The following is a 22,659-nucleotide window of genomic DNA, read 5'->3' on the forward strand; positions in this document are numbered from 1 at the left end:
AGGATGGACTGTGAGCCTATACCCGGAATCCCGTTCCTGGCAGGTCCCCGGGCTCGTTGCGTCCCCAGGCAACGAGCCTCGCCCTTTGACACGTCCAGCGCCCCCTGACACGTCAACGCTGGGGCTCGCCCGGCGGGCCGCCACCCGGGTGTTTCAACGGTGTATCAGGGGGCTGCTGGCAGCCGCTGTTCCGGCATGGCGTGTGCGCCCCCGGGAGATCCACCGGAAGGGCGCCGTGCAACTGTCTGCTGGGTGGCGGCGACAGGTGACCTTCGCTACCTATCGCAAGGTGCGTGGGCTAATGATCAACGCCCCACTCCCGAGGTGGGCTCGGCGCACATCCGAACCCCGTGCGGGAGGTCAGAAAATCGTTTCTTACCGGGAATCCCAGACATTGGAACCGCAGGCGCGGCAAGAGATGGCGGTCCCGGCTCCCGGGCGGCGGCGCGTGTTGTTCACGCTCGTCTTCATGGGGACGGGGGGCATCGAGCGCTCCGTGTGCAACGTGTTGGCGGGCCTGGACCGGGAGCGGTTCGAACCCTCGCTGTTCTTCCACCACGGGCCGCCGCCGCCGGACACGCGCGGGCGCATCCCCGCGGACGTGCCCATTTCCTGGGGTGTGGGCGTGGAGGCCTACCGGCGCTGGGAGCTGCCTCGGATGTTCTGGCGGCTTTTCCATGAGGCGCGCAAGGCGGACATCATCGTCTCCGGGCAGGAGGGCCGGGCGGCCCTGCTGGCGCGGATGGCGGGGGCGCTGTTGGGCAAGCCCGTGTTGGGGATGGTGCACTTCGACTGGGGCGCCTTCCACCGCGAGCAGCCGAAGCGCCAGCTCTGGGGCCTGAAGGTGCTCTACCCGGGCATGGACCGCATCGTGGCGTGCGGCTACGACTCCGCGAAGGCGTTCGCGGAGCTGGTGAACGTGGACCGCGAGCGGCTGGAGGTCATCCCCAACTTCGTCGACGCGGACCGCATCCGCGCCGCGGCGGACGCGCCCCTGCCCGCGTGGGCGGTGCCGGTGTTCAAGAAGCCGGTGATCATCGCGGTGGGGCGGCTGGAGCCGCAGAAGTCCTTCGACATGCTCCTTCGCGCGCACGCCCGGATGCGGGCGGCCGGGACGGACACGCACCTGCTCATCCTGGGGGTGGGCTCGCAGGAGGCGGCGCTCAAGGCGCTGGTCGCGCAGCTGGGCGTGGAGTCCTCCGTGTTCATGCCGGGCTACGCGGACAACCCGCACGCGCTGATGCGGCGGGCCACTGCGTTCGCCCTGTCCTCGCGCTTCGAGGGGCTGCCCATGGTGCTCCTGGAGGCGCTCGCGCTCGGCTGCCCCATCGTCAGCACGGACTGCCCCTCGGGCCCCGCGGAGGCCCTGGCCGGGGGGCGGGCAGGGGTGCTGGTGCCCATGGGGGACGACGCCGCCATGGCCCAGGCCCTGGGCCGGGTGGTGACGGATGCCCGGTGGCGCGAAGGGCTGCGCCAGCGGGCCCTGGACCGGGCGGACGAGTTGTCCGCTGAACGGGCCCTGAAGGCCTGGGAGTCCCTGCTGGCGGAGGTCTGATGCGAGGGGGCAGGAAAACCTTGCTCCCCTGGTTCAGCTTCCCAGAGGATTCGCACCATCATGACGACGACGAACGAGACGCAGGGCCTCAACTTCCTCCAGGAAGTCGTTGAGGAAGACCGGCGGACGGGAAAGCACGGCGGACGCGTGCACACCCGCTTCCCGCCCGAGCCCAACGGCTACCTCCACATCGGCCACGCCAAGTCCATCGTGCTGAACTTCGGGCTGGCGCAGCAGTATGGCGGCAAGTGCAACCTGCGGCTCGACGACACCAACCCGCTCACCGAGGACACCGACTATGTGGAGTCCATCCAGCGCGACGTGCGCTGGCTCGGGTTCGACTGGGACGACCGGCGCTTCTTCGCCTCCGACTACTTCGACCGGCTCTACGCCTTCGCGGAGCAGCTGATTTCGCAGGGCCAGGCCTACGTGTGCAGCCTGTCGCCGGAGGAAATCAGCCAGTACCGCGGCAACTTCACCACGCCGGGCAAGGACAGCCCGTACCGCACGCGCACGGTGGAGGAGAACCTGGACCTGTTCCGCCGGATGAAGGCGGGCGAGTTCCCGGACGGCAAGCACACGCTGCGCGCGAAGATCGACATGACGTCGTCGAACCCCGTGCTGCGCGACCCGCCCATCTACCGCATCCGGCACGCGCACCACCACCGCACGGGCGACACGTGGTGCATCTACCCGCTCTACGACTTCGCGCACTGTCTGTCGGACGCGATTGAAGGCATCACGCACTCCGTCTGTACGCTGGAGTTCGAGAACCGGCGCGTGCTGTACGACTGGATCGTCGACGCGCTGATCAAGGGCGACCGGCCCTACCAGTACGAGTTCGCGCGGCTGAACCTCACCTACGCGGTGATGAGCAAGCGCAAGCTGCTCCAACTGGTGCAGGAAAAGCGCGTCTCCGGCTGGGATGATCCGCGCATGCTGACCATCAGCGGCCTGCGCCGCCGGGGCTACACGCCCGCGGCGCTGCGCGACTTCGCGAAGCGCATCGGCGTGAGCAAGTCCGACAGCCTCATCGACATGGGTGTGCTGGAGCTGTCCATCCGGGACGACCTCAACGAGACGGCGCCGCGCGCCATGGCCGTCCTGCGTCCGCTCAAGGTGGTGCTGGAGAACTACCCGGAGGGCCAGACGGAGGAGCTGGAGACGGCGAACCACCCGAAGCGCGAGGACATGGGCACGCGCAAGGTGCCGTTCATGCGCGAGCTCTACATCGAGGCGGACGACTTCCAGGAGGTGCCGGAGAAGGGCTTCTTCCGCCTGGCGCCGGGCAAGGAGGTGCGCCTGCGCTCCGCGTACTTCATCAAGTGCGAGAAGGTCATCAAGGACGCGGCGGGCAACATCACGGAGCTGCGCTGCACCTACGACCCGGCCACGCGCGGGGGGGACTCGCCGGATGGCCGCAAGGTGAAGGGCACGCTGCACTGGGTGCCGGGCAACGCGCCGGTGGCGGAGGTGCGGCTGTTCGACCGGCTCTTCTCCGTGGAGCAGCCGGACCGGGACGAGACGAAGGACTTCAAGGAGTTCCTCAACCCGAACAGCCTGGAGACCCTCACGGGCGCGCGCGTGGAGCCGATGCTCGCGGACGCGAAGCCGGGCGACCGTTTCCAGTTCGAGCGCCTGGGCTACTTCTGCGCGGACGCGGTGGACTCCAAGCCGGGCGCGCCCGTGTTCAACCGCACGGTGACGCTGAAGGACTCGTGGGTGAAGGAGCAGAAGAAGTAGGGCGCGCGCTTCGCGCTCAGGCGCTGGGCGGCGTCTCCCGGGTCATCTCCACCATGGTGGGGCGCCAGCCCAGCCGCGCGAACAGGCGTTGCGCGGCTTCGTTCTTCGCGGCGGTGTGGAGCACCACGCGCGGCGCGCCCATCTCCGTGAGCCGCTGGACCATGGCCTCCGCGAGCAGCCGGCCGGTGCCGGTGCCGCGCGCCTTCGCCTCCACCCAGATGTCGTGCAGGGCGCCGCACCGGTCGAGGAGCATGTTCCAGTCCACGCCCTCCATCCGGCCGTAGCAGTAGCCCACCACTTCGCCGTCCAATTCAGCCACGAGCACCACGGCCTCCTGCGGACGGCGGGCCTCCTTGCCCAGCCACCACCGGTAGCCGGACTCCACGTCGTCCGGGACCATGAAGCGCTGTGGGTCGAACCCGTGGTGCTGGCGCGCGAGCGCCGCGCCCATGCGGCCCAGCGCGGGCGCGTCCGAATCCTTCGCGGGGCGGATGGTGACGGGCATGCGTTCTCCAGGAAGCGGGTGTCCGCTCCAGGTTGCGCATCGTGGGCCGCGTCTGTCGAAGCCTTCCGGAGAAAAGTGCTCAGCGGGCCACGCGAACGGCGGCCCGGCGTCGTCTAGCGGGCCTTCGCGCGCATCTGGGGGACGGCGCGCTTGCCGTCGCGCAGGGTGGAGCGGGCCATCTCCACCAGGCCCCAGCCCGCCACGAGCGCGAACGCCGCGCCTCCCAGCGTCAACATGTAGTTCACGAAGCCCGTGTCGCCGCACTGGAGGCACGCCACGGACGGGTCCTCCGGCTCGTAGTGCAGCGTCACCGGGGCGCCCGCCGTGTAGTGACGCGACACGGCCTGCGCGTCCGCGAGCCCGCCCGCGCCGTGGCCGTCGAAGGCCACCGTGTCGGAGGTGTACGGGACGCCGTTCACCTCGTAGCGGTAGCTCACCTCCGGGCGGAAGCTCACCGCGCGCTTGCTGCGCAGCGTCTCCACGCGGGAGCTCACCACGGTGCCCTGCACGGTGGGCCAGTCCTTGCTCACCTTCGAGCGGTACACCATCCGGCCGCCCGCGAACGCCAGCGCCACGCCGATGCCCAGCAGGGCCAGCCCCATCAGCCACTTCATCATCGTTCGAGTCCTTGCTTGTCTCCCGCCGCGCTGCCCGGGGCAGGGAAGGCGAATCCGCCTGGGAAGTGCAGCCCCCGGGCCAGGGCCTCCACCCCGGAGCGAGGGGGCCGCGAGGCGGGGCAGATTTCCCCACGGGGGCAATCTGCCCCGGTAGACTCACCGGCCTCCATGTCCGCACTCGCCCACGAGCTCGAAGTCGCCCGGCGCATCGCCCGCCAGGCCGGTGACATCCTCCTGCAGGTCTACGCCACGGACTTCTCGGTCACGGACAAGGCCGGAGGCGCCGGGCCCGTCACGGTGGCGGACGAGCGCGCCAACGCCTTCATCGTGGGCGAGCTGCGCAAGGCCTTCCCGGCGGACGGCGTGGTGGCGGAGGAGAAGGAGGATGTCTCCGACGCGAAGCGCTTCAGCCGCTGCTGGTTCGTGGATCCGCTCGACGGCACGCAGGAGTTCGTGAACCGCAACGGCGAGTTCGCCATCCACATCGGGCTCGCGGTGGAGGGCCGGGCGGCGCTGGGCGTCGTCTACCGGGCGGTGGGGGACGTCCTGTACTCCGGCATTGTCGGCGAGCAGGGATATGTCGAGGACCCCCAGGGCCGCCGCGCGCTGCGCGTGTCGGACGTGGCGGACCCGGCGCAGCTGCGGCTCGTCGTGTCGCGCTCGCACCGCTCGAAGACGACGGACGCGGTGGTGCAGCGGCTGGGCATCACGAAGGAGCGGGAGTCCGGTTCGGTGGGGCTCAAGTGCGGCCTGCTGGCGGAGGCCCACTGCGACCTCTACGTGCACGTGAGCGACAAGAGCTACCGCTGGGACAACTGCGCGCCGGAGGCCGTCATCCGCTCCGCGGGCGGCGTGCTCACGGACCTGGCGGGCGACGTGTACCTGTACGACGGCTCCGAGCTCCAGAACCGCCGGGGCCTGCTCGCGTGCAACGCCGCCGCCTTCGACAAGGTGCTGCCCGTGGCCTCGCAGGTGGCCCGCGAGGCCGGCCTGCTGAAGTAGTCAGCGCGTCCCGGCCGCGCGGCGCAGCTCGCCGTACAGCCGCGCGAGGTCCGGGAGCTGGTAGCTGGCGTTTAGCCCGCTGGGATTGGGCAGCACCCACAGCCGCGTGTCGCCCAGCGTCTCCTCCTGCGGACCGAACCTCGCCTTCGGCCGCGAGAAGGCGGTGCGGTACGCGCCCAGCCCCAGCACCGCGAGGTACTTCGGCCGGTAGCGCTTCACCTTGCGCGCCAGCGACTTCGCGCCTTCCGCGTACTCCTCCGCGCCCAGCTGGTCCGCGCTCGCCGTGGCCCGGTCCACCACGTTGGTGATGCCCAGGCCCAAGACCAGCAGCTCCTCCTGTTCCGCGGGCTTGAGGACGCGCGGGGTGAAGCCCGCCCCGTGCAGCGACGGCCAGAAGCGGTTGCCCGGCCGCGCGAAGTGCACGCCCACCACCGCGGAGTAGAGGCTGGGGTTGATGCCGCAGAAGAGCACCCGCAGGTCCGGGGCCAGCAGGTCCGGCATGGTGCGGCCGGTGGCGGCGAACAGCTCGTCCTTCGTGGGGCGGTGGAGCTTCATGGAGTGGGCAGTCCAGGCCGGAACCTAGCGGGTCGGGTGCCGCCTCGCACGCCCATGCGCCTGGACGCGCGCAGGGCAGGGAAGGGGACGAATGCCTTTCCCAGCGACAGCGCCCGGTCCTCGCGGGCAGAGTCACGCTTCGTGTCCGCACCGACATCGTCCGAGCCCTCGCGGCTGACGCCCAGGCACTGGCTCGCGCTCGCGGTGGCCGTGTCGCCGCTGGCGTTCTACGCGTTCTCCCCACGCGAGGGCGACCTGCCGCTGTACTTCCGGACGGCCCGCGCGTTCCTGGACGGCGCGGTCCCCAACCGCGACTTCCGCTTCGAATACCCGCCCTACGCGCTCCTGTGGTTCGTGCCCGCGACGTGGGCGGGCGGCGACCTGCGCGGCTTCATCCTCGCGTTCGGACTCCAGCTCACGCTCATCGACGCGTTCGTCAAATGGCTGCTGCTGTCCGAAGGCGTGCGCCGGTGGGGGACGGCGTGGCGCGCGTGGGTGCCGTTCGCGGCGTACTCCGTCGTCAGCTGGCTCCAGAGCGTGCACTACCTCAAGCGCTACGACCTCATCCCCGCCGCGCTCGCGCTGGCCGCGTGGGTGGCCCTGATGCGCCGGCGCGAAGGCTGGGCGGGCGCGGCGCTCGCGGTGGGCACCGTCACCAAGCTGTACCCGGCCGTGCTCGTGCCGCTGGCCCTGGCCATGTGCTGGCGGCGGGGCGCGAAGCCGGCGCGGGCCCTGCTCACCGGACTCATCGCGGGCGTGCTGCCGCTCTTGCCCCTGAGCTTCGTGTGGCCGTGGTGGCGGTTCGCGGCCTTCCACGTCGAGCGGGGCCTCCAGGTGGAGGCCTTCAGCGCGGGCCTGCTCTGGGCCGCGCACCTCCTGGGCTTCGCCCACGTCCAGTGGGTCCACGCCCCCGCCGCCTATGAGCTGCACGGCGCGGACGCCGAAATGGTCCGCGCGGTCACCCGCCAGGTGTGGGTCGCGGGCCTGCTGCTGGCCGTGGCGGTGTCCGTGCGCGCCGCCTGGCGCAGGCCCCTGGTGCACATCGAGGACCTGGCCCGGCTGTCGCTGGTGCCGCTCGTGGCCTTCGTCATCCTCAACCCGGTGCTGAGCCCGCAGTACCTCATCTGGCTCACCGGGGCCGCCGCGCTCGCGCTGCTCTCCGGAACGGTGTGGCCGTCCGCCGTGCTGCTGGTGGCCGCCGCCATCACGCGCGGGCTCTTCGCTGGCAGCACCTACAACACGGGCTGGCAGCCCTCATTCACGCTGCTGCTGCTCGCACGCAATGCGATGGTGCTCCTCGCGGGGCTCGCCTGGGCCCGCGAGGCGTGGCGGTGGGGACGCCCTGGCGCCACGGCGCCTTCGGAGGCGAAGGACGCACCCGCTCCGACACCGCCTTCCTGAAGCCCGGTTGCCTGCCGGGCATGGACCGGAGCGCCAATGCGAGGGCGGGGGCTCGTGGTTATTGGGAAGGCATGGCCCGTCCGGTGAACATCAACGCCCTGTTGCCCGTGGAGGTGGACTTCCAGCGCGAGCGCGCCTCCGGGCTGCGCCGCTCCGGCGACAAGCTGGAGGACGCCCTCGCGCAGGTGACCCAGGCGGAGAAGGAGCTGCGTGCCCTGCATGGCGTGGCGCGGGTGGAGCGCTACGCGGCGTACCGCGCGCTCTGGAAGGAAGCGGAGCGGCTGCGCTGGAACCTCACCGTGCAGCGAGAGGCCTGCGGCCTGCGCAACCACCGCGACCTGGACGTCATCTATCCGCTGCCGCCCCTGCTGCGGGAGTGAGGCGGGCTGTCCCCTGCTTCACGGTGAGGTGCGCCACGCGGCCACGGCGAAGAGCGCCCAGCCCGCGAGGAAGCCCAGGCCGCCCAGCGGCGTGATGGCGCCCAGCACCCGCACGCCGGACAGGGCCAGCGCGTACAGGCTGCCGGAGAACAGGACGATGCCCGCGAGCATCGCCCAGCCCGCGGACTCCAGGAGCGCGGAGGGGCGCACCGTGCCCAGCAGGCCCACGGCCACCAGCGCGAGCGCGTGGTACATGTGGTAGCGCGCCCCGGTTTCGAAGATGACCTGCAGGTCCTGGGCGAGCCGGGCCTTCAGCGCATGCGCCCCGAAGGCGCCCGCCGCCACGGCCAGGAAAGCGTTCACCGCGCCCACCACGATCCACCACCGCATCATCGAGTGCCTTTCTTCGCGCGCTTGACTGCGGCACGCTACACCGCGCTTCACGGCAGCGTCCTGGTTGAACACGCACCCGCCCCAGCCGCGCCCCTACTCGCGATGATGACTTCTTCATCCTTCCAGCCGACCCCGTCGATTCCCTTCGAGCTGCGCCAGTCCCCCATCCAGGGCACGGGCGCCTTCGCCACCCGCCGCATCCGCAAGGGAGCGCGCATCATCGAGTACATCGGTGAGCGCATCACCCAGGCCGAGGCGGACGTCCGCTACGACGACGAGTCCATGGAGCGCCACCACACGTTCCTCTTCAACCTGGACGACGACACGGTGCTGGACGCGGGGACCCTCCACAACGAGTCGCGCTACATCAACCACTCGTGCGAGCCCAACTGCCAGTCGCTCATCGACAAGGGCCACATCCACATCTACGCGCTGCGCGCCATCGAACCGGGGGAGGAGCTGACGTACGACTACGCGTACGAGCGCAGCCCGGAGATGGACGCGGAGGCCGAGTCGCTCTACGTCTGCCGCTGTGGCACCCCCTCCTGCCGAGGCACCATCCTCGCCCCGGAGAAGAAGGCCCCCGCGCGCCGCAAGAAGGCCCCGTCCAAGGCCAGGTCGGCCTCCAAGTCCAAGCCCGCGTCGAAGGCCAAGTCGACCTCCAAGGCGAAGTCCGCCAAGAAGTCGAAGGCCGCGCCGCCGGCCGCCGCGAAGAAGAAGCGGGGCACCCAGCGCTCGAAGTCCCCGGGCCGCCGCGCCGCGAGCTGAGGGCCCGCGACGGGAAGCGCGCACGCTCCGGAGCCGGGCATTAGACTGGAAGCGTGAAAGACGTCCTGCGCTTCCTGCTCACCGAGGCCCCTGACTTCCCCGCGCTCGACTCCGTGGAGGCCTGGTGGCGCCGGCACCTCGCGGTGCTGCCACGCTTCCCGGTGCCCGCGGACCTGGCGCTCGCCAGCGGTTTCCGGATGGACCGGATGGGGTTCGCGTTCTCCTCCGGTTATCAGGCCGCGCTGCGTTCGCTCTTCCCGCAGCTCCCGGCGGACAAGCGCGCCGCGCTCTGCGCCACGGAGACCGGCGGCGGGCACCCGGGCGCCATCGAGACGAAGCTCACGCCGAAGGGCGCGGGCTGGACGCTCGATGGCGTGAAGACCTACGTCACGCTGGGCACGCACGCGGAGGTGCTGCTGGTGGTCGCCTCCGAGGGCCGGGACGCCCAGGAGCGCAACCGCCTGCGCATGGTGCGGCTGGACGCGCATGCGTCCGGGGTGACCGTGGAGCCGCTGCCGCCGCTGGGCTTCGTGCCGGAGGTGCCGCACGCGGCGCTGCGGTTGGGCGGCGTGGCGGTGGCGCCGGAGGACGTGCTGCCCGGGGATGGCTACACCCGCTACCTCAAGCCGTTCCGCACGGTGGAGGACTGCCACGTCAACCTGGCGGTGCTGGGCTGGCTGGTGAAGGTGGCCCGCCGCTGCGGCTGGCCGGTGGCGCTGCGCGAGGAGCTGGTCTCCCTCGCGGTGATGATCCACGCGCTCGCGCTGGAGGACCCCAGCGACCCGGCCGTGCACGTGGCGCTGGGCGGAGCGCTCGCGCAGATGCACCGCGCGCTGGAGCGCTGCGAGGTGGCCTGGGAGGGCGTGGACGTGGAGATGCGCGAGCGGTGGCAGCGGGACCGGCGCCTGCTCGACCTGGCCTCCAAGGTGCGCGCGAAGCGGCTGGAGGTCGCGAGGCAGCGGCTGGCTGGCGGCGCGGGCGACGACTGACGCCTGAAAAGAGAAGCCCGCGAGGGGAGGGGCTTCATGCCTCCTCCGCCGCGCGGGCTCCTGGGTGCTACGGGTGTGTCAGTACCGCCCGCCACCCAGCGCGGAGACGATGGCGGACAGGACGCGGTTCTCCACGCCCCAGACGGCCTTGTTCATGCCCTTCACGCCCGCGCCGCGCATGTAGTCCGTGAAGTCGTGCAGGGCGGTGGAGCGCTGCATGCGCTCGGTGCTGGCGGCGTAGAGCAGCGGCGTGTTCGGCGCGCCCGTGAGGCCCAGGTCCGGACAGGCCTCCGACAGCGCCGCCCGGTCGATGCCCGTCACCGCGGACAGCATCGCCACGGTGAAGTGGTGCACCGGCAGCTCGCGCGCGTTGGGCACGCGCTCCAGCACCTTCGCGCGCGTCGCCGGGTCCGTGGCCAGTTGGGGCAGCGTCACCCGGGACATCTCCAGGATCTGCTCGTTGGTGACGTGCTTGTTGTCCAGGATGGCCCGGTCGAACAGGCTCTGCGGCGTGTCACCCTTGATGGTGATGTTCACGTCGGACAGGCGCTGACGCATGGTCTGGATGGCGCGCCCCACCTCCGTGTTGGGGCCGCCGCGCCACGAACCCGGCGTCGCCTGCACCGGCGCCATCGTCGCGCGGGTGCGCGCCAGCTCCGCGCGGTTGAGCACCTCCGCGCGTGACGCCTCCGTGACCTGGTTGGCCCGGGCGGGCTGCGCGGCCGGCGCCTGCGTGCGGGCCGGAGCGACGGAGGGGGCGGCGGGACGGTTGCGGATCTGCGTCATGGAGGCACCTTCTACCCTGGATGTCGGAGTAACGGATTATCGCCGGCAGAGCAGGGGAGTTGCCTCGCCACGCCCTCCCCAGCGCGTGCGTTCCGCCCCCGTCCCGGTATGGTGCGCGCCATGTCCCCGCGCCTGCCCACCCAGTTCGCCGACCTCCTCACCCCGAAGGGCCGCCGCATTCTCGAAGGCCGAGACTCCGAGACCCGCGGAGCGCTCCTGGACCCCACGCGGCCCTTCATCGCGCTGCAGGGCGTCATCGACGTGAAGAAGGCGGCCGAGGCCCGCGACCTCCTGGACGCCGCGCTGCGTGACACGCTCGTCACCATGGAGGACCCCATCCCGGAGGACTCCATCTCCGGCATGGTGGAGAACTACACGGAGGCGCTGCCCAAGACGGTCCGCGTGCGCACCGCGCTGCTGGAGAGCCGGCGCTCGCGCTCGTGGCGCGCGGCGGAAGGCGTGGGGCTTCAGGCGCTCCTGCGCTCGGACACGTTCGCGGCCTTCGCGGCGGCGGTGAGCGGCCGGCCGCTCAAGCGGGGCTGGGGCATCCAGGTGCTCTGCTACGGCCCGGGCGACTACACGGGCCCGCACAACGACCACCACCCGGAGGAGGCGGACGCGCGCGACGGCTACGTGGACATGCACGTGAGCCTCACCCAGCCCGCCGTGGACCACCAGTACCTCGTGTACGCGAAGGACGGGCACTTCTCCGAACTGACGAAGGTCAGCACCGTGGGCGGCGTCACCGTGTACCGGCTGCCCTTCTGGCACTACACGACGCCGCTCGCCGCGAAGCCGGGCAGGGAGGACGCGGCGCGCCGCTGGGTGCTCCTGGGTACCTTCCTGGACGCCCCTCCCGGGACGCGCCCCTCCTCCACCGTCCTGCCGGCGGGCGCCCCTCCGCCTGTCCGGGCGGTGACAGTCGGACGTGGCACCGGGGCCGGACGGCGTTAGCGTGCCGGGCCCATGAGCCCGACTGACATCGACACGCAGGCCAACGACCTCCTCCAGTACATCGACGCGTCGCCCACGCCGTACCACGCCGTGCGGGAGACGGCGCGCCGCCTCACCGCCGCGGGCTTCCGCGAACTGGACGAGCGCGAGTCCTGGTCGCTCAAGCCCGGCGACAAGGTCTTCGTCATCCGCGGCGACACGAGCATCGCCGCCTTCCAACTGGGCACGAAGCCCGTGGACACCACCGGCTTCCGGCTGGTGGGCTCGCACACGGACTCGCCCAACCTGCGCCTCAAGCCCAACGCGCCCGTCAACCGCCACGGCTACCAGCAGCTGGGCGTGGAAATCTACGGCGGGGTGCTCCTGCACACGTGGACGGACCGCGACCTGTCGCTCGCGGGCCGCGTGGTGACGCTGCACAACGGCCGCCCCCAGCACCACCTGGTGGACTTCCGCCGGCCGCTCCTGCGCGTGCCCAACCTGGCCATCCACCTCAACCGCGGCGTCAACTCGGACGGCCTGAAGCTGAACCCCCAGGAGCACATGGTGCCGGTGCTGGGCCTGGAGAGCGCGGGTCCTGCGGAGCTGAAGGGGCTGCTGGTGGAGGAGCTGGGCCGCTCGGGCGTGAAGGCCGCCGCGGACGACCTCCTGGGCTACGACCTGTGCCTCTACGACGTGCAGCCGTCCACGCGCTCCGGCCTGCACGGGGAGTTCCTCCACGCGCCCCGCCTGGACAACCTGGCCAGCTGCCACACCGGGCTCACCGCGCTCTTGAAGGACACCGGCCCGCGCGAGGCCACGGTGGGCGTGGTGCTCTACGACCACGAGGAGTGCGGCAGCCGCAGCGCGCAGGGCGCCGCGTCGCCGTTCCTGAAGGACCTCCTGGAGCGCATCGTCCAGGCGCACTCGGATGGCAGGGCGGACGCGTTCCACCGCGCCATCCGCCGCTCGTTCATGGTGAGCGCGGACATGGCGCACGCGGTGCACCCCAACTATTCGTCCATGCACGAGCCCAAGCACCAGCCGCAGCTGGGCGGCGGCCCGGTCATCAAGACCAACGTCAACCAGTCCTACGCGACGGACGGCGAGTCGTGGGGGTACTTCGCGGCGCTGTGCAAGGAGGCGGGCGTGACGCCCCAGCACTTCGTCACCCGCACGGACCTGGGCTGCGGCAGCACCATTGGCCCCATCACCGCGGGGCAGCTGGGCATCCGCACGGTGGACGTGGGCAACCCCATGCTGTCCATGCACTCCATCCGCGAGCTGGCCGCCGCGTCCGACGTGGCCCGCATGGTGGCGGTGCTGTCGCGCCTCTTCGCCTGAGCGGCAAAAGGAAGAGGCGGGCCCGGTGGTGACCGGACCCGCCTCGGGTGCTTCAGGATGCTTCCGTCAGCGGACGACTAGTTCACGCCCACCGCGGTCCAGGCGTCCTTCACCTTCGCCACCTGGTTGGAGTCCGCGCCGTACAGGTCGGTGGCGGCCTTGATGGTGGCCTCGCGGGCCTGGGCGAACGTCGTCTTCGGCGTCATGTACGTGGTGAGGGCGCGGCCGAAGATCTTCAGGCCGTCCTCCATGCCGATGCCGCCCTTCACTTCCAGGCCGGAGGTGCGGTTCTTGCCGCCCTCGACCAGCAGGTAGAAGGCGTTGTTGGAGATGCCGCTGGAGCCGTGCACCTCCGTCTGCTTCGGGTAGTTCTTGTAGTTGTCGACCGAGTAATTGTCCTTGGTCGGGTCGTTCATGTAGCGCAGGCCGTCCTCGGAGTCGCCGTTGTTCGGCGTCCACGCGGCCTCGCCCACGGTCCAGTTCCACTTGGCCTCGGGGTTGTTCTGCGCGGCGTACCACTCCACGCCCGTGCCCATGATGTCGGAGAAGGACTCGTTCAGGCCGCCGGACTCGCCGCTGTAGATGAGGCCCGCGGTGCGCTCGGTGAGGCCGTGCGCGATCTCGTGGCCCGCGATGTCCAGCGTGGTGAGCGGGCCGGACTGCTTCCCGTCGCCGTCGCCGTAGCTCATCTTCTCGCCGTCCCAGTACGCGTTCACGTAGTTGTTCTTCACGTGCACGTAGTTGACGAGCTTCTCGCCGGCGCCGTCGATCGAGTCACGGCCCAGGACGTTCTTCAGGAAGTCGTAGGTCATGGCCGCGCCGTAGTGCGCGTCGATGCCGGCCTTGGCGCGCGCCGGGTCGGTGGCCTCGCCCCACTTGTCGTTGTTGTCGGTGATCTTCGTCTGGCCGGACGCGGTGGACTTGTTGTTCGCGTCGTAGGTCACGATGCCCTTGCCGCGCGTCGAGTCCTCCAGCGAGTACGTGCCGTCCGCTTCCTTCTTGGTCTTCAGGTCCACGTGGCCGCTGTACATGGACAGGTCGTCCGCGGTGCCCGTGGGCGGGTTCTGCGGATCCGTCGGAGGCGTGGTCTCCTTCGCGGTGATGTTCAGGCTCCAGTTGTTCAGGGTGCCCGTGTCACGCGCGGCCTTGTCCTCGACCGTGATGGTCCACTCGCCCTTGGCGCTCTCGCCCTTGAAGGCCTCCGAGAGGTCGAACGAGCCCGCGATGTCGTCCTTGGAGCCGCCCTTGCGGTCCTGCAGCACGGCCGTCTTGCCGGAGGGGCTGGTCACGGAGACCTTCAGGTCGCCGCTCCAGGTGTGCTTGATGTTCAGGTCGACGGACAGCTTGTCCACCGTCACGCCGTCCGGGATGTTGATCTTCGACTGGACCTGGCCCTTGTCCGGGATGGCGACGTTGGGGCTGGCCGTGCCGTTGACCTGCAGCTGCGCCGCGGCGGACTTCGACCAGCCGCCGATCTTGTTGAAGCTCTCCAGCACCTTCCCCGTGTTGGCGTCGATGATGTAGTTCTGCTTCTTGGGCTTCTCCTGCCCGGCGATCTGCGTCACTTCCACCTGGTAGGCGGAGTGGTACTTGCCTTCCGCGTCCTGGTAGATGACGCGCTCGGAAGAGGGCTGCTTGTCGGCCTTGCCGCCCAGCTCCTTCTTCGCGATGTCGATGGCCTGCTGCGGCGCCAGCTTCGGCTTCTGGGTCCCCAGGCCCGCGGGGATGGGGTTCTGCTCACCGGTGATGCTGGACACCTTGCCGTCCGTGCCCAGGTGGCTGATGAGCTGCTCGCCGAAGACCTTCACGCCCTCGTGCATGCGGTCCAGGCGAACGTGGGTCATGCCCAGCTCGTCGACCTCCACGCTCTTGGGGGCCAGCGTCGGGCCGGTCTTGTTCGCCGCCAGCAGCGACGAGGCGGTCATCGGCGGGGTGAGGGCCTTCAGCGACGTCTGGATGGCGGCCTGCGCCTCCTTGCTGTCCAGCGCGAGGCGGCCGGTCTGCGCGGAAGCGGCCCCCGTCGTGGAAGCCTGCGCCGTCGTCGCGGCGGCGGCGGTGGGCTGAGCGCCAGCGGCGGCGCCCGTGCGGGAGACGGACTCGAAGCCGTCCTTCACGCGAAGGACGTTCTTCGCCTTCGCCGGCGCGGAGGTATCGGTGGTGGGACGGAGAGAAACGGGCGTCGAACCTTCGGTGCGGCGAATGGTCATGGATCACTCACACTGCAAGGGGGATGAACAATTCTCGCACGATGAACACCGAGAGTTTCCGATGGCTTGAAGAAGTTAACGCGGCAGCCCAGGAATCAGGGGATAGAGCCAGTGGACTTCCGGTGAATTCAACGGTTGACACCGAATTTTTGCTTTCAGTCCGGGTCCCTCGTGACCCGAATTCCCGGAATCCCCGACGCGAGCCGTCATGGATCAGCGCGGACGGGGCGGGAAATGGCGGAAGAAATCATTGGAAAAGTCCACAACAGCGGCAACCAGGCGGGCAGGCCCGGCGGGTGGAGGCTGATACACTGAGACACGGTTTCCCGGCCGGGATGGTGCGGGGGCTGGACCCTGGGGGGGTTGAGAGACATGGAGCCGTGGATTCATCCGGAGACGCGGGAGGCGCCAGGCCTGCCGCCGCTGCTGGTGCGGGTGCCGCGCCGGAACTTCGAAGGTCTGTTCGAGCACTCACTGCGGCCGTCGGGCCCGTTCGCGCAGGCGCTGCGGGACGTGGGCTACGACCCGGACACGGTGGAGGAGCGCATTCCGCTGGAGGTGTGGCGCGCGTCGCTGGCGGTGGCGCGGCGGCATGCGTGCCCGGGCCTCGCGAGCGAGGACGCCAACCGCGTGCTGGGCACGCACTATGTGGAGGGCTTCGCGCAGACGCTGGTGGGGCGCATCTTCGCGGCGGCGGCGCCGCTGTTGGGCGCGGAGCGGTGCCTGGCGCGGCTGCCCACGTACCTGCGCGCGGGCCGCGAGGACATGAAGCTGGTGCTGGAGCCGGTGCGCGCGCGGGAGTGGCGGGCGCGCGTGGTGGACGCGGATCCGCTGCCGGACTTCGTGGCGGGTGTGGTGGAGCAGGTGCTGCGCCGCACGCGGGTGCTGCCGCGCGTGGACGTGCTGGAGCGCGCCGAGCACACCTATGCGCTGCGGATCCGCTGGGACGAGGCCTGAAGAGGCCCGCGCATCCCCCCGCCGCTAGTTGAGGTACGTCTTCGGCGGGGGGCGCTTGCTGGCGGAGGTGGGCAGCGCCGGGCGGGACTGGCGCCACCGGCCGATGACGTCCATCAACCCGTCGAACGTGTCACGCAGGGCCCAGGCCCGGTCCTCCATGTCCCGCAGGCCCTCGCAGCGCAAGAGGCCGTCGCGCAGCGCGCGCTGGACGCCGGGGCAGTCGTCTCGCTCGTCGATGAGCTGTTCGGCCGTGTGCGCGTAGAGCCGGTAGCAGCCCTCCACGTCGCCCCGGTTGTAGGCGGGCGCGCCCACGTTGATGGCCTGGCCCAAGAGCGAGGCCACGGACTCCACGGCCGGCGTCGCGCAGCCCTCCAGCAGGCCCACGGGATGCTGCGGCACCTGGCGCACGCGGGTGGAGCGCTGCCGGGGCGCGTCCAGCGCGGACAGCGGGCGGGGCGGGCCGGGCGTCTTGAGCAGCGGCGCGATGTAGCGCACCGGGATGACCAGCCCCAGCGCGCGGCCGTTGGCGAGCGCCGCGGTGGCCAACCCCACCACCTGCCCCCGCGCGTCCAGCACCGGCGAGCCCGACGCGTCCTCGGGCAGCGTGCGGGACAGCTCCAGCAGGGTGAGCCATTCGCCCAGCACCTGCACCGCGCGGACCTCCAGGTGGCGCGGCTCCGGGGGGTGGTCCGCGTGGGCCTGGATCACCTGCAGGGCCTCGCCTTCCGAGGGCAGCGTGGCGGGGCCCAGGGCCAGGGCGGGCACCAGGTCCGGCACGGACAGGCACAGGAGGGCCAGGTCGCGGCGCTCATCCACGGCCGCCACCTGCACCACCGGGGAGCGCAGGCCGTCCGGCAGCACGGCGGTGATGGCGCGCGCGCTGGCCACCGCGTGGAGGCTGGTGACGACGTGGCCTTCGGAGGAGATGACGAAGCCCGTGGCGGTGTGGCCGCCCAGGTCCAGCAACACCAGGGAGGCACTCGTGCGCTGAAGGGCCTCTTCGGCCCGCGCACCGCGTGCCTGGACGTCGTCGGACATGGCCACCCCCGTTCGGCCGGCATTCCCACCGAGACTCATTCGATGTGACGGGCCGCATCACGTTGTATCAGCCTGCCCGCTCCCCACCCAACCCACCCGGGCGGGACGATGTTGGCCGTCATGTTGTGATTGGCGCGCGAGTGTCCGGTCGTTAAACCTCCGGCCGGCATGCACAAGACCCACCTCGTCGGCGCCCGCACCCACAACCTCAAGGATTTGTCCGTCGATCTCTCCGAAGGGGAGTTCGTCTGCGTCACCGGCGTGTCCGGAGGCGGCAAATCGAGCCTCGCGCTGGACACGCTCTACGCGGAGGGCCAGCGGCGGTTCGTGGAGAGCTTCAGCCCGTACGCCCGGCAGTTCCTCGAGCGGCTGGAGCGGCCGCCCATGGACGCGCTGGAGCCGGTGGCCGCGGGCGTCGCGGTGGACCGGCGCGCGCCGGTGAAGAGCTCGCGCTCCACGGTGGCCACGCTGGCGGACGTGGAGCCGTACCTGTCCGCGCTCTTCACCCGCGAGGCGATGCCGGTGTGCCCGGACTGTGGCCTGGAGGCGGTGCGCACCGACGCGCGCGTGGCGGCCCTGGCGGCCCTCCGCGAGCACCCGGAAGCGCAGGGCGTCTTCACGTACCCGGTGCGCATCCCGGACACGGCCGCGTTCATCGACGCGCGGGCCCGCCTGCTGAAGGACGGCTACCACCGGCTGATGGTGCAGGGCGAGGTGAAGGAGCTGGAGACGCTCAAGCCGGGCGAGGCCACCGACCCCGCGGGCGTGGCGCAGGTGGTGGTGGACCGGGTGAAGCTGACGGACGCGAACCTGTCCCGCGTCACCCAGGCGCTGGAGGATGCGTGGGCGCGCGCGGACGGCGAGGCGCTGCTCTTCCTGCCGGAGACCGCGCCCAGGAGGCTGCGCCGGGGCCTGGTGTGTCCGAAGTGCGCGCGGGAGTTCGAGCTCGCGAGGCCGGGCCTCTTCAGCTACCAGAGCCCGGTGGGCGCGTGCGCGCCGTGCCGCGGCTTCGGGCGCACCATCGGCATCGACTGGGGGAAGGTGATCCCCAACCCGGGCTTGAGCCTGGCGCAGGGGGCCATCCGTCCCTGGTCCGGCCAGTCCACCAGCTGGGAGCGCGAGATGCTCCAGCGCTACTGCAAGCAGAAGGGCATCCCCTTCGACAAGCCGTGGGAGAAGCTCACCGCCGCCCAGCGCGAGGCGGTGCTCCAGGGCGAGGGCGACTACGACGGCGGCCGTGTGTACCCGGGCGTGCGCGCGTGGTTCCGGTGGATGGAGGGCCGCACGTACAAGATGCACGTGCGCGTGCTGCTGGCCCGGTATCGCGCGTACACGCTCTGCGAGAGCTGTCACGGCGCGCGCCTCAACGAGCAGGCCCGCGCGTGGCGCGTGGGCGGGCTGGACCTGCCGGCGTGGCACGGGCTGGAGCTGACGGACGCGCTGGCCCGGCTGGATGGGCTGAAGACGCTGACGGGGCAGGGCGACCTGGCCCGGCGCGAGCTGTCCGCGCGCCTGCGCTATCTCCAGCGCGTGGGCCTGGGCTACCTCACGCTGGACCGGCCCGCGCGCACGCTGTCCGGCGGCGAGGCGCAGCGCGTGTCGCTGACCGCGGCGCTGGGCACGTCGCTGACGGGCGCGCTGTTCGTGCTGGACGAGCCCACCGTGGGCCTGCACCCGGGGGACGTGCCGCCGCTCACGGAGGCCATCGCGGAGCTGGCGGACCGGGGCAACATCGCGCTGGTCATCGAGCATGACCCGTTGATCATCCGCTCCGCGCACCGTGTGCTGGAGCTGGGGCCGGGCGCGGGACGCCATGGCGGCAAGCTGTGCTTCGACGGCACCCCGGAGGCGCTGGCGAAGCGGCAGGACCTGCCCACCGGCCGCATGCTGTCCGGGGGCGCGGAGGCGCCGCGCACGCCGCGCACCCGCACGGGCGAAATCGTCATCCGCGAGGCGCGCGAGCACAACCTGAAGGACGTGTCCGTGCGCGTGCCGCTGGGCGTGCTGTGCGCCATCACCGGCCCCAGCGGCTCCGGCAAGAGCACGCTGATGGACGAGGTGCTCTACCGGCACCTGGCGCGCGGGCTGGGCGTGAAGGACGTGGAGGCCCCCGGCGCCGTGGCGGCGGTGGAGGGCGGGGCTCAGGTGGAGGCCATCACCTTCGTGGACCAGTCCCCGCTGGGGCGCACGTCGCGCGGCAACGCGGCCACGTACACCAAGGCGTGGGACCGGCTGCGCGAGCGATTCGCCTCGGAGCCCGACGCGGAGGTGCGGGGCCTGACGTCCGCGCACTTCTCCTTCAACGTGGACAAGGGCCGCTGCGAGGCCTGCTCCGGTGAAGGCTACGAGACGGTGGAGATGCAGTTCCTCGCGGACGTGGCCCTCTTGTGCGCGGTGTGCCGGGGCCGGCGCTTCAAGGAGGAGGTGCTCGCCGTCCGCCACCAGGGCTTCAGCGTGGCGCAGGTGCTGGAGATGACGGTGGACGAGGTGCTCCAGCATTTCGGTGACGACTCCGCGCTCAAGCGCACGCTGGGGCCGGCGCAGCGGCTGGGCCTGGGCTACCTGCCCCTGGGCCAGCCCCTGTCCACGCTGTCCGGTGGCGAGGCGCAGCGGCTGAAGCTGGCGCGCGCGCTGGCGAGCGACGCGAAGGGCACGCTGTTCCTCATCGACGAGCCGAGCGCGGGCCTCCACGCGGAGGACGTGCGCCACGTGATGGCGTCGCTGCACGCGCTGGTGGACCGGGGCGCGAGCGTGCTCGTGGTGGACCACGACGTGTCGGTGATGAAGGGCTCGGATTGGATCATCGACCTGGGGCCCAAGGGCGGCCGGGACGGTGGCCGGCTGGTGGCGGAGGGCACGCCCGACGACGTGGCGAAGGTGAAGGGCAGCGCCACCGCCGCCGCGCTCCGGGGCGAGGGCAAGCCGCTGGCGAAGGCGGTGAAGCTGCGCCGCCCGGGGAAGGAGGCGCCGCCCGCCATCGAGGTGGAGCACGCGCGCGAGCACAACCTCAAGGACGTGTCCTGCCGGATTCCCCTGGGGAAGATGACGGTGGTGACGGGGCCCAGCGGCTCCGGCAAGAGCTCGCTGGTGTTCGACGTCGTCTTCGCGGAAGGGCAGCGCCGCTTCCTGGAGACGCTGACGCCGTACGCGCGGCAGTTCCTGCCCACGCTGCCGCGCCCGGACGTGGAGCGCATCAGCAGCATCCCGCCCACCGTGGCGCTGGAGCAGCGCACGTCGCGCGCGGGCTCCACCAGCACCGTGGCCACCGTCACGGAGGTGGCCCACTACCTGCGGCTCATGTACGCGAAGATTGGCGAGCCGCACTGCCCGCATGACGACACGCCCATTGGCGCCACCACGCCGGCCGCGCTCTATGCGCAGGTGCTGGCGACGAAGGGCGACGGCCAGGTGCTGGCGCCCGCGGTGCGCGCGCGCAAGGGCACGTACCTGGACGTCTTCACCGCGGCGGCTCGCGCGGGCATCACCCAGGCCATCGTCGACGGGGAGCTGGCGTCCACGGACAACCCGCCGCGCCTGGCGAAGACGAAGGAGCACGACATCGACCTCGTGATGTACGAGGGCAAGCTCGCGAAGTTGCCGCGCGAGCTGTTCGAGGCCTCGCTCAACTGGGGCAAGGGCGCGGTGAAGCTGCGCACGGGCAGGGCGGAGACGCTCCTGTCCAGCGAGCGCACGTGTCCGAAGTGCGGCACCGCCGTGCCGGAGCTGGACCCGCGCTGGTTCTCCTTCAACACGAAGCAGGGCCGCTGCGAGTCGTGCGAGGGCACGGGCGTACAGGGCGGCGCCGCCGCGATGGCCGAGGGGGAGACGGCCCCGTGCCGCACGTGCGATGGCACCCGCCTGTCCCCGGTGCCGCGCGCGGTGCGGCTGGAGGGCGCGCGCTACCACGAGGTGGTGCAGGCGTCGGTGACGACCACGCTCGCGCGCGTGCGCACCTGGAAGCTCAAGGGCGACCGGGCGCTGCTGGGTGAGACGGCGCGGCAGGAGATGCTGCGGCGCCTGGAGTTCCTGGAGCGCGTGGGCCTGGGCTACCTGTCCCTGGACCGCAACGCGGCCACGCTGTCCGGCGGTGAGATGCAGCGCCTGCGGCTTTCCGCGCAATTGGGTGCCGGCCTCACCGGCGCGATGTACGTGCTGGACGAGCCCACCATCGGCCTGCACCCGCGCGACACGCACCGGCTGCTCGACAACCTTCGCGCGCTGGTGGAGACGGGCTCCACGGTGCTGGTGGTGGAGCATGACTCGGACACCATCCGCGCCGCGGATCACCTGCTGGACCTGGGCCCCACGGGCGGCCGGGGCGGTGGCCACATCCTGGCGGAGGGCACGCCGGACGTGGTGCTGGAGTCGGACTCGCCCACCGCGCAGGCGCTGCGGGCCGCGCAGGTGCGGCCTCCGTCCGGCCGGGGGGAGCCCAAGGCCTGGGTGGAGCTGAAGGGCGCTCGCGCGAACAACCTCCAGCGCGTGGACCTGCGGCTGCCGGTGGGGCGGCTCAACGTCGTCTCCGGCGTGTCGGGCTCCGGCAAGAGCACGCTCATCCGGCAGGTGCTGTACCCGGCGCTGCGCGACAAGCTGGGGCTCGTCACGGCGAAGGCCGGCGCGTTCGACGTGCTCAAGGGCACGGAGTCCATCAAACGGGTGCTGTCGGTGGACCAATCGCCCATCGGGCGCACGCCGCGCTCGGTGCCGGCGACGTTCCTGGGCATCTGGGACGAGCTGCGCCGCGTGTTCGCGGCCACGCCGGAGGCGAAGATCCGCGGCTTCGGGCCCGCGCGCTTCTCCTTCAACACGGCGGCGGGTGGCCGCTGCAAGGTGTGCGAAGGGCAGGGCGCCATCTCCCATGAGATGTCCTTCCTGCCGGACGTCGTCACGCCGTGCGAGGCCTGCAACGGGGCGCGCTTCGACGCCGCCACGCTGGAGGTGCGCTACCACGGGCTCACCGTGGGCGACGTGCTGCGCCTGTCCGCGGACGAGGCCAAGGACGTCTTCCGCGCGCTGCCCAAGGTCGCCGCGCCGCTGGAGTGCCTGGCGGACCTGGGCGTGGGCTACCTGCAACTGGGACAGGGCTCCAACACGCTGTCCGGCGGCGAGGCGCAGCGGCTCAAGCTGGCCGCGGAGCTGACGGCCACCTCCCGCCACGAGCCCACGCTGTACGTGCTGGACGAGCCCACCACCGGCCTGCACCTGGGCGACGTGGAGAAGCTCATCACCTTCATGGGCCGGCTGGTGGACCGGGGCGACACGCTGGTGGTCATCGAGCACCACCCGTCGGTCATCGCCGCGGCGGACCACGTGGTGGAGCTGGGGCCGGAGGGCGGCGAGGGCGGAGGCCGCATCGTGGGCGAAGGCACGCCTCGCGAGGTGGCGAAGCTCAAGACGCCCACGGGGCGTGTGCTCAAGTCGGTTTTTTCCGCTGAAGAACCCAAGGCGCGCGTCGCCTCACGGGGACGGTGAATCCATGCGCTCCT

At 71.3% G+C, this 22,659-nt stretch carries 18 protein-coding genes; 11 read left to right on the forward strand and 7 right to left on the reverse strand.

The annotated features are described in order from the left end of the window. Window positions 1-418: 418 nt before the first annotated feature. Complete coding sequence (locus JYJ93_RS14775; RefSeq protein ID WP_206791510.1) at window positions 419-1,555, forward strand: glycosyltransferase; 1,137 nt, start codon at window positions 419-421, stop codon at window positions 1,553-1,555. Between the two features lie 60 nt (window positions 1,556-1,615). Next, entirely contained in the window at window positions 1,616-3,298 is a 1,683-nt protein-coding gene (locus JYJ93_RS14780; RefSeq protein ID WP_206791513.1) for a glutamine--tRNA ligase/YqeY domain fusion protein, read from the forward strand. A 16-nt stretch (window positions 3,299-3,314) separates the two neighbouring features. Here the strand turns inward: JYJ93_RS14780 and JYJ93_RS14785 are convergent, their stop codons facing one another. Together JYJ93_RS14785 and JYJ93_RS14790 are read right to left on the reverse strand one after the other, a co-directional pair. Next, window positions 3,315-3,803: a GNAT family N-acetyltransferase gene (locus tag JYJ93_RS14785; protein ID WP_206791515.1), complete on the reverse strand. Its 489-nt coding sequence runs from the start codon at window positions 3,801-3,803 to the stop codon at window positions 3,315-3,317. A gap of 113 nt (window positions 3,804-3,916) precedes the next feature. Continuing rightward, on the reverse strand, window positions 3,917-4,420 hold the full coding sequence (locus JYJ93_RS14790) for a DUF3592 domain-containing protein (RefSeq protein WP_206791517.1): 504 nt from the start codon (window positions 4,418-4,420) through the stop codon (window positions 3,917-3,919). A gap of 168 nt (window positions 4,421-4,588) precedes the next feature. Here JYJ93_RS14790 and JYJ93_RS14795 point away from each other — a divergent pair, with 168 nt between their 5' ends. Beyond that, complete coding sequence (locus tag JYJ93_RS14795; RefSeq protein WP_206791519.1) at window positions 4,589-5,422, forward strand: 3'(2'),5'-bisphosphate nucleotidase CysQ; 834 nt, start codon at window positions 4,589-4,591, stop codon at window positions 5,420-5,422. Here the strand turns inward: JYJ93_RS14795 and mug are convergent, their stop codons facing one another. Continuing rightward, window positions 5,423-5,977, reverse strand: a complete 555-nt coding sequence (gene mug, locus JYJ93_RS14800; protein ID WP_277989467.1) for a G/U mismatch-specific DNA glycosylase — start codon at window positions 5,975-5,977, stop codon at window positions 5,423-5,425. 141 nt (window positions 5,978-6,118) lie between these two features. On the opposite strand from mug, the gene JYJ93_RS14805 reads away from it, so the two are divergent. After that, window positions 6,119-7,378, forward strand: a complete 1,260-nt coding sequence (locus JYJ93_RS14805; RefSeq protein ID WP_206791527.1) for a glycosyltransferase 87 family protein — start codon at window positions 6,119-6,121, stop codon at window positions 7,376-7,378. A gap of 71 nt (window positions 7,379-7,449) precedes the next feature. Next, window positions 7,450-7,758 carry a hypothetical protein gene (locus JYJ93_RS14810; protein WP_206791529.1) on the forward strand — a complete coding sequence of 103 codons (309 nt, stop codon included), beginning with the start codon at window positions 7,450-7,452 and terminating at the stop codon, window positions 7,756-7,758. Between the two features lie 18 nt (window positions 7,759-7,776). On the opposite strand, the gene JYJ93_RS14815 is transcribed toward JYJ93_RS14810, so the two are convergent. Continuing rightward, complete coding sequence (locus JYJ93_RS14815; protein ID WP_206791531.1) at window positions 7,777-8,151, reverse strand: DUF423 domain-containing protein; 375 nt, start codon at window positions 8,149-8,151, stop codon at window positions 7,777-7,779. 105 nt (window positions 8,152-8,256) lie between these two features. Between JYJ93_RS14815 and JYJ93_RS14820 the strand changes: the two genes are divergently transcribed. After that, the gene (locus tag JYJ93_RS14820) at window positions 8,257-8,919 is read left to right on the forward strand and encodes an SET domain-containing protein-lysine N-methyltransferase (protein WP_206800313.1); all 663 of its coding nucleotides are present in this window, start codon (window positions 8,257-8,259) and stop codon (window positions 8,917-8,919) included. A 53-nt stretch (window positions 8,920-8,972) separates the two neighbouring features. Beyond that, window positions 8,973-9,908 (forward strand): acyl-CoA dehydrogenase family protein, encoded by a 936-nt coding sequence (locus JYJ93_RS14825; protein WP_206791534.1) that lies wholly within the window; start codon window positions 8,973-8,975, stop codon window positions 9,906-9,908. Window positions 9,909-9,986: 78 nt separating this feature from the next. Here the strand turns inward: JYJ93_RS14825 and JYJ93_RS14830 are convergent, their stop codons facing one another. Continuing rightward, a complete protein-coding gene (locus tag JYJ93_RS14830) occupies window positions 9,987-10,694 on the reverse strand; it encodes a hypothetical protein (protein ID WP_206791536.1) in 708 nt (235 codons plus the stop codon). A gap of 120 nt (window positions 10,695-10,814) precedes the next feature. On the opposite strand from JYJ93_RS14830, the gene JYJ93_RS14835 reads away from it, so the two are divergent. Beyond that, window positions 10,815-11,648, forward strand: coding sequence for a hypothetical protein (locus JYJ93_RS14835; protein WP_242543813.1), 834 nt, complete (start codon window positions 10,815-10,817; stop codon window positions 11,646-11,648). Window positions 11,649-11,660: 12 nt separating this feature from the next. Then, the gene (locus JYJ93_RS14840) at window positions 11,661-12,971 is read left to right on the forward strand and encodes a M18 family aminopeptidase (protein ID WP_206791540.1); all 1,311 of its coding nucleotides are present in this window, start codon (window positions 11,661-11,663) and stop codon (window positions 12,969-12,971) included. Window positions 12,972-13,048: 77 nt separating this feature from the next. On the opposite strand, the gene JYJ93_RS14845 is transcribed toward JYJ93_RS14840, so the two are convergent. After that, a complete protein-coding gene (locus JYJ93_RS14845; RefSeq protein WP_206791550.1) occupies window positions 13,049-15,178 on the reverse strand; it encodes a M4 family metallopeptidase in 2,130 nt (709 codons plus the stop codon). 372 nt (window positions 15,179-15,550) lie between these two features. On the opposite strand from JYJ93_RS14845, the gene JYJ93_RS14850 reads away from it, so the two are divergent. Next, window positions 15,551-16,135, forward strand: a complete 585-nt coding sequence (locus tag JYJ93_RS14850; protein WP_206791552.1) for a DUF2378 family protein — start codon at window positions 15,551-15,553, stop codon at window positions 16,133-16,135. 24 nt (window positions 16,136-16,159) lie between these two features. Here the strand turns inward: JYJ93_RS14850 and JYJ93_RS14855 are convergent, their stop codons facing one another. Next, window positions 16,160-17,173 carry a serine protease gene (locus JYJ93_RS14855; protein WP_206791560.1) on the reverse strand — a complete coding sequence of 338 codons (1,014 nt, stop codon included), beginning with the start codon at window positions 17,171-17,173 and terminating at the stop codon, window positions 16,160-16,162. Between the two features lie 168 nt (window positions 17,174-17,341). Between JYJ93_RS14855 and uvrA the strand changes: the two genes are divergently transcribed. Next, entirely contained in the window at window positions 17,342-22,645 is a 5,304-nt protein-coding gene (gene uvrA / locus JYJ93_RS14860; RefSeq protein ID WP_206791562.1) for an excinuclease ABC subunit UvrA, read from the forward strand. Window positions 22,646-22,659: the final 14 nt, after the last annotated feature.

This window comes from Corallococcus sp. NCSPR001, assembly GCF_017309135.1.
GTDB lineage: Bacteria > Myxococcota > Myxococcia > Myxococcales > Myxococcaceae > Corallococcus.

Coding starts and splice junctions, on each gene's coding strand:
- JYJ93_RS14775 (WP_206791510.1), top strand. CDS start 419: ATGGCGGTCCCGGCTCCCGGGCGGCGGCGCGTGTTGTTCACGCTCGTC.
- JYJ93_RS14780 (WP_206791513.1), top strand. CDS start 1,616: ATGACGACGACGAACGAGACGCAGGGCCTCAACTTCCTCCAGGAAGTC.
- JYJ93_RS14785 (WP_206791515.1), bottom strand. CDS start 3,803: ATGCCCGTCACCATCCGCCCCGCGAAGGATTCGGACGCGCCCGCGCTG.
- JYJ93_RS14790 (WP_206791517.1), bottom strand. CDS start 4,420: ATGATGAAGTGGCTGATGGGGCTGGCCCTGCTGGGCATCGGCGTGGCG.
- JYJ93_RS14795 (WP_206791519.1), top strand. CDS start 4,589: ATGTCCGCACTCGCCCACGAGCTCGAAGTCGCCCGGCGCATCGCCCGC.
- mug (WP_277989467.1), bottom strand. CDS start 5,977: ATGAAGCTCCACCGCCCCACGAAGGACGAGCTGTTCGCCGCCACCGGC.
- JYJ93_RS14810 (WP_206791529.1), top strand. CDS start 7,450: ATGGCCCGTCCGGTGAACATCAACGCCCTGTTGCCCGTGGAGGTGGAC.
- JYJ93_RS14815 (WP_206791531.1), bottom strand. CDS start 8,151: ATGATGCGGTGGTGGATCGTGGTGGGCGCGGTGAACGCTTTCCTGGCC.
- JYJ93_RS14820 (WP_206800313.1), top strand. CDS start 8,257: ATGACTTCTTCATCCTTCCAGCCGACCCCGTCGATTCCCTTCGAGCTG.
- JYJ93_RS14830 (WP_206791536.1), bottom strand. CDS start 10,694: ATGACGCAGATCCGCAACCGTCCCGCCGCCCCCTCCGTCGCTCCGGCC.
- JYJ93_RS14835 (WP_242543813.1), top strand. CDS start 10,815: ATGTCCCCGCGCCTGCCCACCCAGTTCGCCGACCTCCTCACCCCGAAG.
- JYJ93_RS14840 (WP_206791540.1), top strand. CDS start 11,661: ATGAGCCCGACTGACATCGACACGCAGGCCAACGACCTCCTCCAGTAC.
- JYJ93_RS14845 (WP_206791550.1), bottom strand. CDS start 15,178: ATGACCATTCGCCGCACCGAAGGTTCGACGCCCGTTTCTCTCCGTCCC.
- JYJ93_RS14850 (WP_206791552.1), top strand. CDS start 15,551: ATGGAGCCGTGGATTCATCCGGAGACGCGGGAGGCGCCAGGCCTGCCG.
- JYJ93_RS14855 (WP_206791560.1), bottom strand. CDS start 17,173: ATGTCCGACGACGTCCAGGCACGCGGTGCGCGGGCCGAAGAGGCCCTT.
- uvrA (WP_206791562.1), top strand. CDS start 17,342: ATGCACAAGACCCACCTCGTCGGCGCCCGCACCCACAACCTCAAGGAT.